The 16,488-nt window shown below is 42.4% G+C and carries 14 protein-coding genes; 7 read left to right on the top strand and 7 right to left on the bottom strand.

Annotated features, from left to right (window positions below; all coding sequences use genetic code 11):
- Positions 1 to 273: 273 nt before the first annotated feature.
- The 5 genes from KTO63_RS04565 (at position 274) to KTO63_RS04545 (ending at position 4,277) form a co-directional block, all read left to right on the top strand.
- A complete protein-coding gene (locus KTO63_RS04565; protein WP_217790003.1) occupies positions 274 to 864 on the top strand; it encodes a pseudouridine synthase in 591 nt (196 codons plus the stop codon).
- Between the two features lie 162 nt (positions 865 to 1,026).
- The gene (locus tag KTO63_RS04560; protein ID WP_217789999.1) at positions 1,027 to 1,902 is read left to right on the top strand and encodes a YicC/YloC family endoribonuclease; all 876 of its coding nucleotides are present in this window, start codon (positions 1,027 to 1,029) and stop codon (positions 1,900 to 1,902) included.
- Positions 1,903 to 2,004: 102 nt separating this feature from the next.
- Entirely contained in the window at positions 2,005 to 2,484 is a 480-nt protein-coding gene (locus tag KTO63_RS04555; RefSeq protein WP_217789997.1) for a gliding motility lipoprotein GldH, read from the top strand.
- A 114-nt stretch (positions 2,485 to 2,598) separates the two neighbouring features.
- Positions 2,599 to 3,579, top strand: a complete 981-nt coding sequence (locus KTO63_RS04550) for a sensor histidine kinase (RefSeq protein WP_217789995.1) — start codon at positions 2,599 to 2,601, stop codon at positions 3,577 to 3,579.
- A complete protein-coding gene (locus tag KTO63_RS04545) occupies positions 3,576 to 4,277 on the top strand; it encodes a response regulator transcription factor (protein ID WP_217789994.1) in 702 nt (233 codons plus the stop codon). The genes KTO63_RS04550 and KTO63_RS04545 overlap by 4 nt, the downstream gene beginning before the upstream one ends.
- Before the next feature lie 307 nt (positions 4,278 to 4,584).
- On the opposite strand, the gene KTO63_RS04540 is transcribed toward KTO63_RS04545, so the two are convergent.
- The 3 genes from KTO63_RS04540 to KTO63_RS04530 all read right to left on the bottom strand — a co-directional run bounded on the left by KTO63_RS04540 (position 4,585) and on the right by KTO63_RS04530 (position 7,117).
- Positions 4,585 to 5,253, bottom strand: coding sequence for a tetratricopeptide repeat protein (locus KTO63_RS04540; RefSeq protein WP_217789988.1), 669 nt, complete (start codon positions 5,251 to 5,253; stop codon positions 4,585 to 4,587).
- A 9-nt stretch (positions 5,254 to 5,262) separates the two neighbouring features.
- Entirely contained in the window at positions 5,263 to 6,276 is a 1,014-nt protein-coding gene (locus KTO63_RS04535) for a VWA domain-containing protein (RefSeq protein ID WP_217789986.1), read from the bottom strand.
- A 223-nt stretch (positions 6,277 to 6,499) separates the two neighbouring features.
- Positions 6,500 to 7,117: a ribonuclease HII gene (locus tag KTO63_RS04530; RefSeq protein WP_232373025.1), complete on the bottom strand. Its 618-nt coding sequence runs from the start codon at positions 7,115 to 7,117 to the stop codon at positions 6,500 to 6,502.
- Positions 7,118 to 7,309: 192 nt separating this feature from the next.
- Between KTO63_RS04530 and lptC the strand changes: the two genes are divergently transcribed.
- A complete protein-coding gene (lptC, locus tag KTO63_RS04525; protein WP_217789984.1) occupies positions 7,310 to 7,876 on the top strand; it encodes an LPS export ABC transporter periplasmic protein LptC in 567 nt (188 codons plus the stop codon).
- A gap of 105 nt (positions 7,877 to 7,981) precedes the next feature.
- On the opposite strand, the gene KTO63_RS04520 is transcribed toward lptC, so the two are convergent.
- Positions 7,982 to 9,031 (bottom strand): hypothetical protein, encoded by a 1,050-nt coding sequence (locus KTO63_RS04520; RefSeq protein WP_217789982.1) that lies wholly within the window; start codon positions 9,029 to 9,031, stop codon positions 7,982 to 7,984.
- Positions 9,032 to 9,509: 478 nt separating this feature from the next.
- Positions 9,510 to 11,603, bottom strand: a complete 2,094-nt coding sequence (locus KTO63_RS04515; protein WP_217789981.1) for a carboxy terminal-processing peptidase — start codon at positions 11,601 to 11,603, stop codon at positions 9,510 to 9,512.
- 184 nt (positions 11,604 to 11,787) lie between these two features.
- On the opposite strand from KTO63_RS04515, the gene KTO63_RS04510 reads away from it, so the two are divergent.
- A complete protein-coding gene (locus KTO63_RS04510) occupies positions 11,788 to 12,753 on the top strand; it encodes an aldo/keto reductase (protein WP_217789980.1) in 966 nt (321 codons plus the stop codon).
- Positions 12,754 to 12,855: 102 nt separating this feature from the next.
- Here the strand turns inward: KTO63_RS04510 and KTO63_RS04505 are convergent, their stop codons facing one another.
- Positions 12,856 to 13,269 (bottom strand): OsmC family protein, encoded by a 414-nt coding sequence (locus KTO63_RS04505; RefSeq protein ID WP_217789979.1) that lies wholly within the window; start codon positions 13,267 to 13,269, stop codon positions 12,856 to 12,858.
- 202 nt (positions 13,270 to 13,471) lie between these two features.
- Positions 13,472 to 16,378, bottom strand: a complete 2,907-nt coding sequence (locus KTO63_RS04500) for a glycoside hydrolase family 3 N-terminal domain-containing protein (protein ID WP_217789978.1) — start codon at positions 16,376 to 16,378, stop codon at positions 13,472 to 13,474.
- Positions 16,379 to 16,488 lie beyond the last annotated feature (110 nt).

Below are 16,488 nucleotides of genomic sequence, written 5' to 3'. Positions count from 1 at the left end.
GGTACAAATAGTTTCAGAGGATGATAGAAATGCGACGACAAAAAGAGAAAGTATGAAAAACATTTTAAAGCAATTATAAGAGATCGTTTTTACTGTCACAAACAGGCGGCCTTATCCACAGGGTCAAAAAAAATGTGAATAAAATTTATGTCAAAAATTTTCTAGTTCGCAAAAATTATTTTTAATATTGTGTAGGGAATTTATTTTCCCATTACTTACTAACCCATTCATATATAAAAGTCCCACACAAAATGTGGGACTTTTTATTTGTACATGCATCACTACTTTATCATTTATAAACCATATGAAGTGCTTTGTCAGTTCAGCAAAGAGGGTGACAAGAAAACCTTGAAGGACTTCTTTGATGTGCCTTCCGATGTTTATCCTGTTGGCAGGCTCGATTATGACAGCGAAGGTTTATTGCTGCTCACCAATGATAAAAAACTTAATCATCGTTTACTGAATCCGGCCTTCGCACATGAACGAACTTATTGGGTGCAGGTTGATGGCGACATTACCAATGAAGCAATTTCTGCTTTGAACAAGGGTGTAACGATCACAGTAGATGGTAAGCCTCACCACACAAAACCAGCGAAGGCAAAAAGGATTGATGTGGACCAATCGGTACCGCCTCGTAACCCGCCTATAAGGTTCAGAAAAAATATTCCTACTTCATGGATCGGGTTAACACTTACCGAAGGAAAGAACAGACAAGTTAGAAAAATGACAGCGGCAGTTGGCTTTCCCACTTTGCGATTAATAAGGTTCAGCATGGAACGCATAACAATTGATGGGCTACAACCCGGAGACATGGTGGAGATAGAGGAGAGAGAGTTGTATAGGAAGTTGAAAATTGAAAGTTGAAAGTTGAAAACGGTAGGGGCGGATTCCATCTGCCCTGTTCAACAATCTACAGAAGCAGGTCTTGGCACCAACACCACTGACCGAATTTTCAATTTTCAATTTTCAACTTTCAATTCTCCACTCTCCACTCTTTTCATTACTTTGCTTAAAATTTAGACTACGATGCTCAAATCAATGACTGGCTTTGGAAGGGCCGAAAAAAATGTAGGAGATAAAACTTTCCTGATTGATATAAAATCCCTGAACGGAAAGCAGTTTGAAGTAAACCTGAAAATGCCTGCATTTTTAAAACCGTTTGAATTCGACATTCGTAGTATCCTTTCCAAGAAACTTGGTCGTGGTAGTATCGATTGTACCATTAGTTTAAAACAAACCGGCTCCGCAAAACCGGTGACTATAAATGTAGATCTCGCCAAAGCGTACTATGAACCCGTAGCTGCTTTATCAAAAGAATTGAATCTCGATCCTGCGCATATCCTCAGCTCATTATTGAAACTTCCCGAGGTAATCACTCCAACCGGCGATACTTTGACAGAGAATGAGTGGAACGAATTTGAAAAAGTTATTCTCGCGGCCATCGACGACCTGAACCTTCACCGCACCGAGGAAGGCCGAATTCTGGAAGAAGATCTTCTGCTACGTATATCCAACATTGAGAGTCAGCAAAACAAAGTGATCGAGCTGGAACCTTTACGCAAAACAAAAATTAAAGAGAACCTTGTAAAGCTCCTGGAAGAAAATGTGGGATCTGATAACTACGACACCAATAAATTGGAGCAGGAGCTCGTTTATTATATCGAGAAGATCGACATCAGCGAAGAACAGGTGCGTTTGAAGAACCATTGCGATTATTTCAGAGCGCTGATAAATGAGAATGGCGAAGAAAAAGGTAAAAAACTTTCCTTCATATTGCAGGAAGTGGGTCGCGAAATAAACACCACCGGTGCCAAAGCATACGACTCATCTATCCAGAAATGTGTAGTGATGATGAAAGATGAACTGGAAAAAGCAAAAGAACAAGTTTTAAATGTATTATAGGAAGTTGCTAGTTTACAGTTGTTAGTTGTTAGAAATGGCCGATAAGCGGAGACTTCTAACAACTATCAACCAACAACTAACAACTAGATCAAATTCCCCTTCATGAAAAAATATTTGCCGATAGCTTTTGTTGCATCGTGTTTGATTGGCATTTTAACGGGTTGTGCGACGAACGATGTTTTTGAAAAGAACGTTAAGATCAAAGATCAACAATGGAACGCTGCCGACAGACAAAGTGTTCAATTTGACATTGAAGATACCACGGCGCTTTACAATGTGTTCATCACACTAAGACACACAGATGCCTATAAATACAATAACATCTGGTTGAATGTTTACACAAAAGCTCCGGGCGACCTAAAAGGAACAAGACAGCAACTTGACCTGACGCTTGGCAACAACGATAAAGGTTGGCTGGGCAGTGGAATGGACGATATTTTTTACCACCGCATACGTATTACCCGCGATCCGGTGCATTTCAATAAAAAAGGAACATACGATTTTGCGCTCGAGCAAATTATGCGCGATGATCCTTTGGAGCATGTTATGAATGTGGGTTTGCGGGTTGAGAAAGCGAATTAGGAGGGTGCTTAACGCCCAACGCAGAACGCTGAACGCTTAGTGCTGCATACGGCATTGTGCGTTCAGCGTTAGGCATCAGCCGTTCAGCGCATTCCTCCTCAAACCTTCAAAACGATGTTTAGAAAACTGGTTCCGGCAAGGAAACTTGGCTTTGCCTCCGCATTATTTTATCTACTTCTGCTTTACATAATCGCCGCTTTGGTTTGGTGGTTCGTTTCGCTCATGCGCCAGAGCCATCAAATGACCAATTACAAACTGGAAGAACTCAAGGCAGACGATCCCGCTTATCTTACAAAAGTTCAGCAAATAACTGATGAGCAGCATCGCTCTACTGCAAAATATGTTGGAGAAGGCACAGTCTTTTTCTCCCTTATTATTGTTGGTGCATTTTTCGTGTATCGCGCCGTAAGAAGAGAATTTAAGCTGGCGGAGCAGCAGCATAATTTTATGATGGCGATTACGCATGAACTGAAAACGCCCATCGCCGTAGCAAAGCTGAACCTTGAAACGCTGCAAAAGCATAAGCTGGACGAAGAAAAGCAGCAAAAGATCATCTCAATGACCTTGCAGGAAACCAACCGGCTGAATACTTTAGCAAATAACATATTGGTGTCGGCGCAAATGGATGAGAAAGCATTTCATTCTTCAAAAGAAGAGCTAAACCTCTCGGACCTCGCAAGGCGAAGTGTTGAAGAATACAGAACCCGTTTCCCCGGCAAAAATTGGAACATTTCTGTCGAAGAGGATCTTTCGCTTGTGGGTGACCCTTTGTTGTTGCAAATACTGATCAATAATCTTGTTGACAACGCTGTAAAATACACGGGCAAAGAAGGTGAGATCGGCTTTACCATACAGCGCAAAAGAAATATGATCCTCGTAAGCGTTACAGATAACGGCGTGGGAATTCCGGACAATGAGAAACAAAAAATATTTGACAGGTTCTACCGAATAGGAGATGAAAAGGTGCGTAAAACAAAAGGAACCGGTCTTGGACTATATCTTTGTAAAAGGATCGCATTTGAACACAACGCACGCATTGTAGTAACCGATAATTTGCCAACCGGCGCTAACTTTACCATTCAGTTTCACGTATGAGCACAAAGAAATCAATTTTACTGGTAGAAGACGAAGAGAACCTTCACGAATCGCTGAAATTAAATCTTGAGCTGGAAGGATACGAGGTAACTTCTGCATTTGAAGGAAACGCAGCTTTAAAGGCCCTTCAGGGCGAGTATTTCGACCTGGTAATACTTGACGTTATGTTGCCGGAACTCGACGGCATTACCGTACTGGAAACCATGCGGGTGAAGAGCAACGAAACACCCGTGCTGATATTGAGCGCAAAGAACAGCAGCGCAGACAGAGTGCTGGGTTTAAAGAAAGGTGCAGACGATTATCTTACCAAACCATTTAACCTGGAAGAACTCTTACTGCGTGTTCATAAACTGATTGAAAAGAACGCTAAACTACAGGATAAAGACACCATTGGTGATACATATAGTTTTGGCAACAACACAGTTGATTTTAAAGCGCAAGAAGCCTCTACCAAAAATGGTGAAACGGTGCAGCTGAGCAAAAAGGAAACAATGCTCTTAAAGCTCCTGATAGAAAATAAAAACGAGGTGGTGCCAAGGGAAAAGATCCTTCAAACGGTGTGGGGCTACAACGTATATCCAACCACCCGCACTATCGACAATTTCATTTTAAACTTCCGCAAATACTTTGAAGACGACAGCCGCAATCCGAAGTACTTTCATTCAGTGAGGGGCGTGGGGTATAAATACAGCGAATGATTGAATAACTGATTAACTGAATAACTGAGTGTTTGAATTTCATATCTGCGCTGTGACCGCCAGTCACTCAGTTATTTGTGCTCTGCAAGGCTTGTAGCCTTGCAGTTTTATTTTGTTGCCTTTGGCAATATCATTAAAGTTAATCGCCAGAGGCGATAGAATGTTCCTGCAAGGCTACAAGCCTTGCAGAGCAAAGGGTTCAATAAAATAAAACTCCGAAGCCAAAAGCTTCGGAGAGCATAAGTTTCAATTTCGCAGGGCGACATTCAACCTTCAGTTATTCAGTTACTCAGTTATTCAGTCATTCCTACCAATCCTTGTCCGGCTGTGTAGGGCTTGCATCTTTCTGCTGCATCTTCTTCTGCACCTCTTTTTCTTTTTGTTGAAGGGCCTGGAGCAATTGTTCAACCTGCTGTTTATTTAGTTTACTTTGTTGCTCCTTAGGTTGCTGATCTTGTTTTTGATCCTGCTTTTTATCCTGGTCTTTTTTATTGTCTTTCTTGTTATCCTGCTTGTTTTGCTGTTGCTGCTGCTGTTGTTGCTTTTGTTCCATCAAAGCTTTTTGCAAGTTTTCTCTCGCCTCTTTATCGTTCCCGTTAAGCTTTAATGCGTCTTTGTAAGCCTCTATGCTTTCTGGCAATTTCTTTTGCTTGCTGAATGAAACGCCCTTGTTGTAATAAGCATTTTGCTTAAGTGTGTTATCGTTCGTATTTGAAACGGTATTATCGTAATCGTTTACCGCATTCTCAAATTTATTGTTGCGAAAGTTTGCGTTGCCGATGTTGTAGTTAATGGTAGAGTTATTCGGTGCAGCCTGCAATGCTTTGTTGTAAGCCTGCAGCGATTGATCAAACTTTTTCTCCTTATACAACTTGTTTGCCTCGCGCAGGTCCTTACCGCCCGATTGCGCGAGCAGCATCAATGGCGAGAACGCCGATGAAACCAGGAAAACGTATGTCAGATGTTTTGTTGTCATATCGTCCGATCAAATAATATAATTAGGGTTACCGCCCTTCTTTTCCGAAATTAACATTTCTACCAAAAGCAAAACGATCGCCAGCGCAATGAACCAATAAAAATAACTGATGTAGTTGATATAGGCATTGTCCGTTACTGCCTTTTGCTCTATCGTGCCGAGTTGTTTTGTAATTGCATCAGCCGTTTCAGTAGGATCTTCAAGCCTTTCATAAATGCCGTTTCCTGCCTGGGCCAACTGTTGCAACTCTGCTTCGTTGAGTTTCGTTATAACGTTATTGCCTTGGGCGTCCTTTTTAAAATCATTGGTATTGGGATCAATGATGGGTGCTCCTTCAGGGGAACCAATACCTACCGTGTTGATCATTACGCCATCCTGTTGCAATGTTTTCGCAACCGGCATAGCCTCAGGATCGTGGTCCTCACCATCAGATATCAGCACAATGGATTTGTATTTTCTTTCCTTGCTGTTGAATGCGCTGTTGGCCATTTTCAATGCTTCGGCTATCACCGTACCTTGTGTTGGCACTACATCCGGACTTGCATTTTGCACATACATTTTAGAAGCAGAATGATCTGTCGTTAATGGCATTTGCATGTAGGCGCGTCCGGCAAAAAGCACCAGGCCAATACGATCGTTTTCCATCCTTTCGATGATTTTGTTCACCAGTTGCTTGGCACGCTCGAGCCTGTTGGGCTTAATGTCTTGCGCCAGCATACTTTTGCTCACATCCATTACGATCATTACATCAACGCCTTTGCGGGTCACATTCTCCATTTTGCCTTTGCGCTGCAAATTTGCCATCGCAATAATTATCGCCGAAAGCGCGATAATGGACAACAAAAATTTGAGGTTAAATTTTTTTGGAGAATAATTCTTCAGCAATTCCTTTACCAATGAAGGATCGCCGATAGCAGCCGAGGTTTGCTTCTTCCACTTAAGTAGTCTCCAAAACAGGAAAACCACCAGCGGAACAACCGCAAGGCCGACTAAAAAAATGATATGCTCGAATCGAAAGTTCAAAATAAGTCAATTAAGGATCAAGTATAAGTAAAAAATCAAAAGTAAAAAGTAAAAACCATGCCTGTTTTTTGAGTAATTAATAATTAATAAAGAATAATTAATAGGTGTAGCCTGTGGAGGTATGGTGATATGTCTATGTTCAACACATAAGAATGCCACATTGACTAATAAATGCGGCCCTATTAATTGTTAATTATTAATTATTAATTTTTTGACGAAGGCGTTACTCAAACAACTCAATCTGTGCAGACACAATGTTAAAGCTTTTCCTATGATGCTGGCACAGGCCATGCTGGCCAATGGCGGTTCTGTGTTCCTCGGTGCCATAGCCTTTATTACTTTTCCAGTTGTAGTGCGGGAAAGAAGTGTGCAGATTCTTCATGTAAGCGTCACGATAAGTTTTTGCCAGGATGCTGGCGGCTGCTATAGAGGCATAAATGCCATCGCCTTTTATAATGCAGTGATGCGGAATTTTTTTGTAGGCTTTAAAACGATTGCCATCAATGAGCAGTTGCTCCGGAACTACCTGTAATTTCTTAATGGCAAGATGCATGGCCTTGAAAGAAGCGTTGAGAATGTTGATCTCGTCAATTTCACCCACCGTTACCTGCGCTACTGCGTAGCAAATAGCCTTTTCTTCTATGTAGATTTTCAATTCGTCCCTCAGGGATTCCTTTATCTGCTTGGAATCATTCAGTTCAGGGTGAAAAAAATCTTTTGGCAGGATAACAGCTGCAGCAAATACGGGTCCCGCGAAGCAACCGCGACCGGCTTCATCGCATCCGGCTTCTACTAACGTTTCATGATGATATGCCTGCAGCAAAGGGTAAAATTTTTCCAAAAATAACAGAACTGTTAATATTTGGCAGGGGTTTCCCAATAAAATTATTCACTTCTTTTGGGCTAAACGCTAAATGCCTAACGCTTAACACAGAGTGCAGCCCGCGGGCGTTGGGCGTTTAGCATTTTGCCTTAAGCGTTTTAGCTTTTCCATTCACCTTTTTATGCGATATTTGGCCGGCAAAACAGCGATATGAGTAAACCCGGACATATTTTTAGAACCCTTTCAAAGATGGCAATAGGCAGTTTTCTTTTGGTAGCCTGCGAAAACGACATTAACGAGGTGCGTGCACTTACCAAAAGCGTAGTTGCTATGGAGCAGGGAAAAGATATTGTTACCTACTACAGCCAAACCGGAAAGATGAGGGCAAAACTGACTTCGCCCATTATGAACCGCTACGATATTGACACCCCTTATATAGAATTTCCTAAAACATTACACGTAGATTTCTTCAACGATTCACTGAAAATAGAAACCAAACTGGATGCGAAGTATGGCAAGTACAGGGAAAACGAAAACAAAGTGTTTTTGAGGGACAGCGTGATCATCATTAACATGAGCGGAGATACGGTTTTCTGTAAGGAACTTTGGTGGGACCAGCGCAAAGAAAAATTCTACACTGATAAATACGTGGAGCTTCGCAGGAAAAGCGATACACTCAGAGGGCTCAATGGCATGGAAGCTGCACAGGACCTTAGCTCCAGAACTTTTTTCAACGCCAAAGGAATAACTATGGTAGCCAATGATAGCATGCCGTAGAAAATGACTGAATAACTGAATAATTGAATACCTGAGTGGTTGAGTTTCGGTTTTGCATTACAACCTTCAACCACTCAGTTATTCAGTCATTCAGTTATTCAATTACTATCCCCTGTAATACGGCATATGCGCATCTGAAAAATTCTTCTCAGCTTTTTCCCAGCTCTGCAATACCTGGTTTGTTTTTTTATTCAAATTCGTATTCACATCGTTGAAAGTCTGCACCGCGCTATTCATATCATTCACCGCTTTATTAAAAGCATCCACATCTGCTTTTGTACTGTCGGATTTGCTGTCCATCGTTTTTTTCAGCTTTTCAAAATTTTCCTGCTTCAGGTAAAAATCAAGCATTTTAGGAATGTCGTTTTCTGCAGCTTTCTTATAGCAGTCGATCGTTTCTTTGCAGGCGGATGCCAGGGCAGGATCATTGTCAAAAGAACTTAGCGAACTGCCTTGCAGGCTAGAGAAGCCTTCACCGGCATATTTGATGAGTGCATTGCGAGCTTGCTCCGCATCGTTAAGTTTCTTTTTGTTGAGCGATTCTATTACCTGGTTGTACTCCCAGTTGCATTTGAAAAATATCAGGTAAAGTTGGTTGGTGTAGTGATTCAATTTGCCCGCCACTTCAAGTTTTTCACTAAGCACGTCTTTTTCTCCCGCCACAATTGTTACATTGTTTTTGGCAGCGAACGCTTTTACCGCCACATCCATTTTGCCTGATGCCTGCTTCAGGCTTTCGTTTGTTTTTTCCTGCATTAAAATATATGCTTCCATGCCATCAAATGATTGCTCGGCAATTTCTTCCATGTTCACAATTTTGCCATAGTCTTCATTGAAAATGTTGTAGCAGAATTGAATGTAGTCGATCCCCGCTTGCCTTAGGGAATTATCGCCTTTGTAAATAGGAATATCAATTGTTTTGTAACGGGCATTGGTAATGGATTCCAGGGTTTGCTGTCGCATTTTTTCAATTTTCTTCGCTCGGCGTCCATGCGCTACGGCGCTGGTGTAGGCCATGTATTTCTGGTTCATTTCAACCTGTGCGTTGGAGACGGCTGTCATATAATCGCCGGGATTATCGAGCGATTGGGAATGGGCATCAAAGCCGCAAAAAGACAGCATGCCGACAAGGGCAAACGTGAGGGTGATTTTCATATGCGTATATGGTTTAGGTAGGTTAAAAATAATACAGGTAATTCAATTTGAAAATATGAGAATTTGAAGATTTGAAAATGAGCGGCTTTCCTCCTAAATCTGTGTGCGTCATACCAATTAAAAAATGCAACACCCTGCCCTTTACCTTTTTCGCGCGAGCTCTTCTAATAAATGTGCTTGCCGCATACGCTAACATGTCGCCCCGCTGGGGCTGGCATTAGGTTCTCCAATCGCCATTTATGCTACGGACGTTTAGCCCCGCTGGGGCTGTCTTCCCGATTAGCTGAAGTTGTTTTCGAATAGCGGAAAAGAATTTATTGGAAAAGAAACTCGAAACTAAGACAAGCCCCAGAGGGGCAAAACGTTAGTAGCAAAAAAGAAAAACAATCTAACCAATCAACTGCCAGTCCGCCGCGGCGGACGACATGTTAAAATTCGCGAAGCGAAAACACTCGCGGCGCGTCCAAAGCAGGCAACCCTATTTAAAATCCGTCATCAACAAATCGTACGCAATTTTGATATACGGATCTTTTTGCAACGCTTTTCTCCACTCGTTGTTCAGTCTTTTGAGATCTTCATCGCTGGCGAAGCGCTCTTCATCAAACGAATGATTGCTGATTACATAATAGGAATTGCTGGCTGTTTCTTTTGGCACTGCGTCGTCCTTTTCTTTGACCTTTTTTCTTGCGGCCAATACATCATTCAGGTAAAGCGAAATGTCCTGGTTGGCCATCACTTTTTTATATTCGGTAGCATACTTTTTCAGTTCGTTGAAATATTCCGATTGATCAATTTCCGGATTGGCCTTTTCCTGCAAAGCTGCAACCGGCAAGGGAGCAAGGGGTTTGTAGTATTTATTGGCCGCAATCACAGATGGCTTTAGCGCAAATGGCTCATCTGCTTCCCTGTGCGAATCTATTTCCAGGATATCCGGCAATTTCACATCAGGAATCACCCCGTTAAACTGTGCAGTTTGCCCTGTTACGCGGAAGAGTTTATTGATGGTGAGCTTTAAATAACTATCTGCTTTAGCATTGTTGGCATTATGATTTGCCAGCGCAGCGGTGTCCATTGGCATAATGAGCTGTGCGGTTGCCTTGCCATAGGTAGGCGAACCCACGATGAGCGCCCTGTTGTAATCCTGCATGGCCGCTGCAAGAATTTCAGAGGCGGAAGCGCTGTAACCATTTACCAGGAACACCAGCGGACCATCGTACATCGTGCCCCTGTTTACATCCATCATCGTGTACACTTTTGCATCGCGGGATTTTATTTGTCCCACCGGGCCGGCATCTATAAATATTCCGGCAAGCTCAATGGCTTCCTGTATGGAGCCGCCGCCGTTAAAACGCAGGTCAATGATCAATCCGGTAATATTCTCTTTTTTTAATTTCAATATTTCCTTTGCTACATCATTGGCACAACCATGATCTTCTGCGCTATTTGTTTCCCAATCGGTATAGAAAGCGGGCAAAGAAATAAAACCAATATTCTTCGCACCCTTCAATACAAAACTTTTCACTTTGTTATCCGCTTCATCATTTTCATTGGTGGCTTTTTGCAGTATTACTTTTCTTATTGTTCCATCCGCTTTTTTTATGGTAAACGTCACTTCTTCATGATTACTGGCATCCAGCACTTCCGAGATTTCTTCGCGGTTTGCTTCAGACACATCAATCTCCTCTTTGCCCGCCCATTGCAGCGCCATTATTTTATCGCCCTTGTTCAACTGACCGCTTTTAAATGCCGGACTGCCGGGCAGGAGTTTACCAATGGTTACATTTCCGTTGTCGTCTTCCACCAACTGAAAACCGAAACGCAGCGGTTTTGCGCCGAGCTGACTTTCGAAATTTTCTTTTTCTGTTAAAGGAAAATAAGCAGTGTGCGGGTCAAAGTAGGATGCGAGTGTATTGCAGTACGCATCTCCAACTACCTGGGATATACCGCCGGGGCTTTGCAATATCTTTTTCATCTCCAGCTTAAGTTTCAACTGCACTCTTTTCCTCGTTACGAGTTCTACGCTGTCCATAATTTTCTTTTGCCTATCGGCAGGCAGCGATGCGCTGTTTTCTGCAGCAAGCGAAATTTTGTTGAGCATCAATTTCTTGATGCTTTTTGCAATCTTGATCCTTTGAAGATTTGTATTGAGGGCAAATGAAGTATCTTCTGCTTCTGTAAGCGTTTCTTTTACAGAGAAATTGAAAGGCTTTTTGCAAATATTATCGATCATGGTATCTACCTGTGCGACCCTGGCCTGGTAGATAGTGGAAAGCTGCCCGAGAAATGCCGTTTTTTTGCCCAGTAATTCTTCATCCAAATGCATCCTGAAAGGCTGAAGCTTGTCAATATCTTCTTTTATAAAAAACATCCGTTCATCGTCCAGCGCATCAATTACATGGTCAAACAAATTATAGGAAAGCGTTTTGTCAACGGGCTTGGGCTCTACGTGGTATTTGTCTACTATCCGCGTAATGATAAAAGCGTTGGCGGCCACTTTATCCAGGACAGGGTTCTGGGCAGTTAGCTGAATGGTTAAAATGCTTGCAACAAAAACAAAGGAAAACTGTTTCATGTTGGCGGATAGATTTAAATGCTCCGTGATTTAGGAGTGTTTCAAATTTAATATTTAAATCTATAACCGGAAATGATATTAATTCAACCATCGATTGCGAGGATAGCTTTAATTTTTTGGGTGTAATTTAGCAGTACTCTTCTCACAACCCCATTGACAGATTGCTAAATATAAATTTTACGATATGGAATACCGTTATTTAGGTAAAACCGGCTTACAACTAAGCGTTCTGAGCTTTGGAAGCTGGGTTACTTTTCACAAGCAAATAGACGATAATCACGCAGACGAACTGATGAGCTTTGCCTACGACAATGGCGTTAATTTTTTTGACAATGCGGAAGTGTATGCTTTAGGAGAAAGTGAAAAAATGATGGGCCGCATATTGAAAAGAAAATCGTGGGACCGTACATCCATTGTGCTTTCTTCGAAAGTATACTTTGGATCGAGGGGCAAGGAAAACAAACCCAACCAAACGGGCCTCAGCCGCAAGCATATTATTGAAGCCTGCAAGGAATCTTTGCAAAGATTACAGGTAGATTACCTTGACCTGTTCTTTTGCCATCGCCCCGATCCTAATACGCCGGTGGGCGAAATCGTGTGGACAATGCACAACCTCATACAGCAGGGAAAAATTTTATACTGGGGCACCAGCATGTGGAGCGCAGAGGAAATTGTGAGCTCCCACAAATTTGCAAAAGAGAACAACCTTATTGGGCCTGTTGTAGAGCAACCAGAATACAACATGTTTGAAAGAACAAAAGTGGAACAGGAGTTTGCACCGCTCTACAAAGAACCGGGATTGGGAACCACCATCTGGAGCCCCCTGGCAGCGGGATTCTTAACAGGAAAATATTTAAACGGCGTTCCGGAAGGTTCAAGACTTGCCATGCCGGGGTTTGACTGGTTGAAAGAGCGCTGGGTGCAGGAAGACAAAGTGAAAAAGGTGCAAGCCTTAAATGACCTCGCAAAACAATTGAATGTTTCATTGCCTACAATGGCACTTGCATGGTGCATTAAAAATCCAAATGTAACAACCGCTATTCTCGGCGCTACCAAGCGCGAACAACTGGAAGAAAATTTCAAATCCCTTGAAGTGGTGAATGTGCTGAGTGAGGAGGTGATGGGGAAGATTGACGGGATATTGAAGTAACTGATTAACTGATTAACTGAATAACTGAGTGGCTTAAGATCGAAAAGACTTTTCGAATATGAACATTCAGTTATTCAGTTACTCAGTTATTCAGTTATTGGCTTATGCTAGCAGCTCCGCTTCAGAAGTAATATTCGTATTCAAAACCTTCGAAATCGGGCAGTTTTTTTCTGCGTTTTCTACGCTTGCATCGAATTGTTCTTTGGTGATGCCAGGAACTTTTCCTTTTACGATCAAATGAGATTTAGTGATCGCTCCATTTTCAAACGTGATCTCACATTTTGTTTCCAAAGAATCTGCTGTAAAACCTGCTTCGTTCAAAACGAAACTCAATTTCATTGTAAAGCAACCCGCGTGAGCAGCCGCTACAAGTTCTTCAGGGTTTGTTCCAACTCCTTCCGCAAAACGGGAATTGAAGCTGTATTGCGTTTTGTTCAGTGTTGTACTTTGTGTGGTAAGATTGCCATTACCTTCTTTTCCAGAGCCGTTCCAAACGGCTGTTGCGTTACGAATCATGGTATTTTATTTTAAGATTTGAAAAAGGTTGATTAGTTGTTCGTTGTGAAAAACTTTCGAAGTTCATAAAGGTAGCGGATAAATTAAGATGCCGCAATATTTTACAATAAAATAACTGTGCCAGAGGACGAAGCAGGGCGAATGCAATTCGCCCCTACGCGTAATAATGTTCCATTTTCAATTTTCAACTTTCAATTTTCAATTATCTAATCGCTTTATACAACGCTTCCTGAATTCTTCCACGTATGCTCATTGCCGTAAGCTTGTTAATGTTTGGCTTTGCAGCGTTCACTCTATTGGAAAGGAAGATGAACGTCATGTTGTATTTTGGGTCCACCCACCAGCCAATGCCTGTAAAGCCGGTGTGGCCAAAGGTTTGTGGTGATGCTGACAAACATGGATATGGTTCTTTCAATGTCGCGTTGTCTTTCTCCGGTTTGTCAAAACCAAGCCCCCGTCTGCTAACGTTACTTTGATAGGCGGTGAAATAATCGATGGTTTCTTTTTTAAAAATCTGTTTGCCGTAGATCGTTCCGCCGTTTAAAAGCAATTGTGCAATAATGGCCATGTCATGTGCATCGCTAAACAGTCCTGCGTGTCCCGCTACTCCGCCCATGATCGCAGACCCTGGATCGTGCACATCGCCGCGCAACAATTGTTTGCGAAAAATTTCTTCGTTCTCCGTTGGCGCTACACTATCCAGTGGCAAAAATGTTCTTGGCAAAAATCCGGTATGCGTTAATCCCAACGGTTCGTAGAAAGTTCTCTTTGCGTAATTATCAAGACTCTCTCCTGTAATGGCTTCCACAATTTTTCCGAGGAAAATAAAATCATTGTCGCTGTACAAATAATGGCCCGTTGGAGCAACATCACTTTGCAACATGCGCTTGTAGACCGTATCCTGAAAATCTTTTCTCAGGTAAAGACTCTCCGCTACACGTGTCGGGAATTCATCTGATTGAACCAAAGAATAATAGGTATCCCCGGGTTGCTCTTTTGCATCCAGCGTTTCTTTGTAAAAAGGGATAAAAGCTTTCAACCCAGCCTGGTGCAACAACAGATTTTTTACGAGAATATTTTCTTTGTTGGTGCCTCGTGTAGACGGCAAATAATCCACCAAACGTTTATTGATATCCAGTTTGCCCTCTTCATACAATTTCATTACAGATAAAGTAGTCGCGCAAATTTTTGTAACAGAAGCGAGGTCGTATATCGTATTTGTAGTTACCGGAGTAGAATCCTGGAAGGCATATTTTCCAAATGCTTTTTCATAAACGATCTTGTCATCTTTTGTCACCAGCACTACTGCTCCCGGAAAAGCAAGCGCGTTCAAGCCATCCTGCACAATGCAGTCAATTTCTGTTTGTATAGAATCGTTCATGCCCACTTGCGAAGGCGCTACCGGCAAAAGACTCAGGTTTTGCGTAATGCCTGCACCGTATTTAAATTCTTCGCTAACGGTTACAGGCAATTTTCCTTTAGGATCAATTTTTCCTTCCAGCAGATCGAGGGCTGCCGTTTGTATATAATCGTTATCATCATAACATGCGACGATTACTTTTCCATCGCTGAAATTTTTAATCGCGTAAGGATTGCCAAAAGCAAACGTTACACTCCTGTTTTCCTGCTGCAATTGTTTGATCAATTTTAACGAAGCGTCGCTAATGCCAAAATTATTTCTTGGAAAACGACTGTAGCCATGTACACCGATGATCACAACATCGTACCTACTTTTCACCAGTTGCGCAAGCGCCTCTGCTTTTTCAACTGATTGCGCGTTTTCAAAAAAGTACACATGCGCTTTAAATTCATCGCGCAGCCTGTTTGCCATGTAATTATCTTCTGTGGCGCCAATGGCAACGTATGCTACTTTTCTTTTTACAACAGCCAAAGGGAACGTCGCAGAATCATTGTTACGCAACAATGTCAACGCGTTCTCTGCGACCAATTTCCATGTTGAGCCGGCATCCTTGTTTAAGTCATTCGCAATGTTCTCAATCGCAACAGGCTGCCATTTTGCAAGGCCGTAATTGTATTTCGCATACAATACTTTCTTCACGTGCATATCAATGTCGGCCCATTTTAATCTTTTCTTTTTGATGGCCTGCTTTACTTTATCCAAAGTGTTTTTCACATCACCCGGTAAGCAAAGCATGTCGTTGCCCGCAATTAACGATTCTACCGAAGCCAATCCATCAGGATAATATTTGGCAACGCCTTTCATTTCCAGTGCGTCGGTAAATGTCAAACCCTGAAAGCCCATTTCATTGCGCAACAAATTAGTTACAGCGTTTGCAGAAATGGAAGTTGGTTTGTTTGGTGTACTATCAATGGACGGAACAGACAAATGCGCGACCATTACGCTTCCTACTCCGGCGTTAAACATCTGGCGGAAAGGATACAATTCCAGCGAATCCAGTTGTTCGCGGCTTTTCATGATGATGGGCAGGTCCAAATGTGAATCAACCGCAACATCTCCGTGGCCGGGAAAATGTTTGGCGCAGGCCATAATGCCGTTGTCCTGCAGCGCCTTCATGTATTGAATGCCGTAATTAGCTACCCTGTATTTGTCTTCCCCAAATGACCGGTCGTTGATCACAGGATTGTCGGGATTGTTATTTACATCCACTACAGGCGCATAATTCACCTGTATACCGGCTCGCTTGCACTGTTCGGCTACCGCTGTTCCGAATTTGTAAACAATGGAAGGGTCCTGCACGGCTCCAAGCATCATTTGCCTTGGCAGGTTCACAACGCTGTCGAGCATGCGCATGCCCAGTCCTGTTTCGCCATCAATACAGATCAAAATGGGCGTTTTTGTCATTGACTGGTAGCGATTGATGAGCATTGCCTGTTTTGCCGGCCCGCCCTGGAACAAACAAATTCCGCCAACATTGTATTTGTTGATGGCTTCCTCAACCTCTTTATCGTAAAAAACAACACTGCCGTTGGTAAGCCCGGAGAGTCGAACTACCATTAGCTGCGCTATTTTCTGGTCGTTATTTAATGTGTGGAAAACGCTGTCAACCCACCTGTCTGCATCCGCATTTTGTGCCATTGCCTTTGCTGAATAAAATAGAATAGAAATCCAGATCGATAGTTTCCTCATGATGTGTGTTTACTATTTGCAAATTATGAAAAATGGTGAATCGTCAATGGTCAATCGTGAATGTTGCACGCTAAACCTTATTCACGATTCACAATTGACGATTCACGAAC

Origin of the sequence: Pinibacter aurantiacus, from assembly GCF_019130065.1 — a bacterium.
In the GTDB taxonomy this organism is placed as follows: Bacteria; Bacteroidota; Bacteroidia; order Chitinophagales; family Chitinophagaceae; genus Pinibacter; species Pinibacter aurantiacus.
This window is presented reverse-complemented; position numbering and strand designations above follow the sequence as displayed.

Excerpts from the sequence above, each read along its gene's own strand:
- KTO63_RS04515 (WP_217789981.1), bottom strand. The coding sequence starts at position 11,603 with ATGAAACAGTTTTCCTTTGTTTTTGTTGCAAGCATTTTAACCATTCAG.
- KTO63_RS04505 (WP_217789979.1), bottom strand. The coding sequence starts at position 13,269 with ATGATTCGTAACGCAACAGCCGTTTGGAACGGCTCTGGAAAAGAAGGT.
- KTO63_RS04565 (WP_217790003.1), top strand. The coding sequence starts at position 274 with ATGCATCACTACTTTATCATTTATAAACCATATGAAGTGCTTTGTCAG.
- lptC (WP_217789984.1), top strand. The coding sequence starts at position 7,310 with ATGAGTAAACCCGGACATATTTTTAGAACCCTTTCAAAGATGGCAATA.
- KTO63_RS04520 (WP_217789982.1), bottom strand. The coding sequence starts at position 9,031 with ATGAAAATCACCCTCACGTTTGCCCTTGTCGGCATGCTGTCTTTTTGC.
- KTO63_RS04560 (WP_217789999.1), top strand. The coding sequence starts at position 1,027 with ATGCTCAAATCAATGACTGGCTTTGGAAGGGCCGAAAAAAATGTAGGA.
- KTO63_RS04550 (WP_217789995.1), top strand. The coding sequence starts at position 2,599 with ATGTTTAGAAAACTGGTTCCGGCAAGGAAACTTGGCTTTGCCTCCGCA.
- KTO63_RS04555 (WP_217789997.1), top strand. The coding sequence starts at position 2,005 with ATGAAAAAATATTTGCCGATAGCTTTTGTTGCATCGTGTTTGATTGGC.
- KTO63_RS04500 (WP_217789978.1), bottom strand. The coding sequence starts at position 16,378 with ATGAGGAAACTATCGATCTGGATTTCTATTCTATTTTATTCAGCAAAG.
- KTO63_RS04510 (WP_217789980.1), top strand. The coding sequence starts at position 11,788 with ATGGAATACCGTTATTTAGGTAAAACCGGCTTACAACTAAGCGTTCTG.
- KTO63_RS04545 (WP_217789994.1), top strand. The coding sequence starts at position 3,576 with ATGAGCACAAAGAAATCAATTTTACTGGTAGAAGACGAAGAGAACCTT.
- KTO63_RS04540 (WP_217789988.1), bottom strand. The coding sequence starts at position 5,253 with ATGACAACAAAACATCTGACATACGTTTTCCTGGTTTCATCGGCGTTC.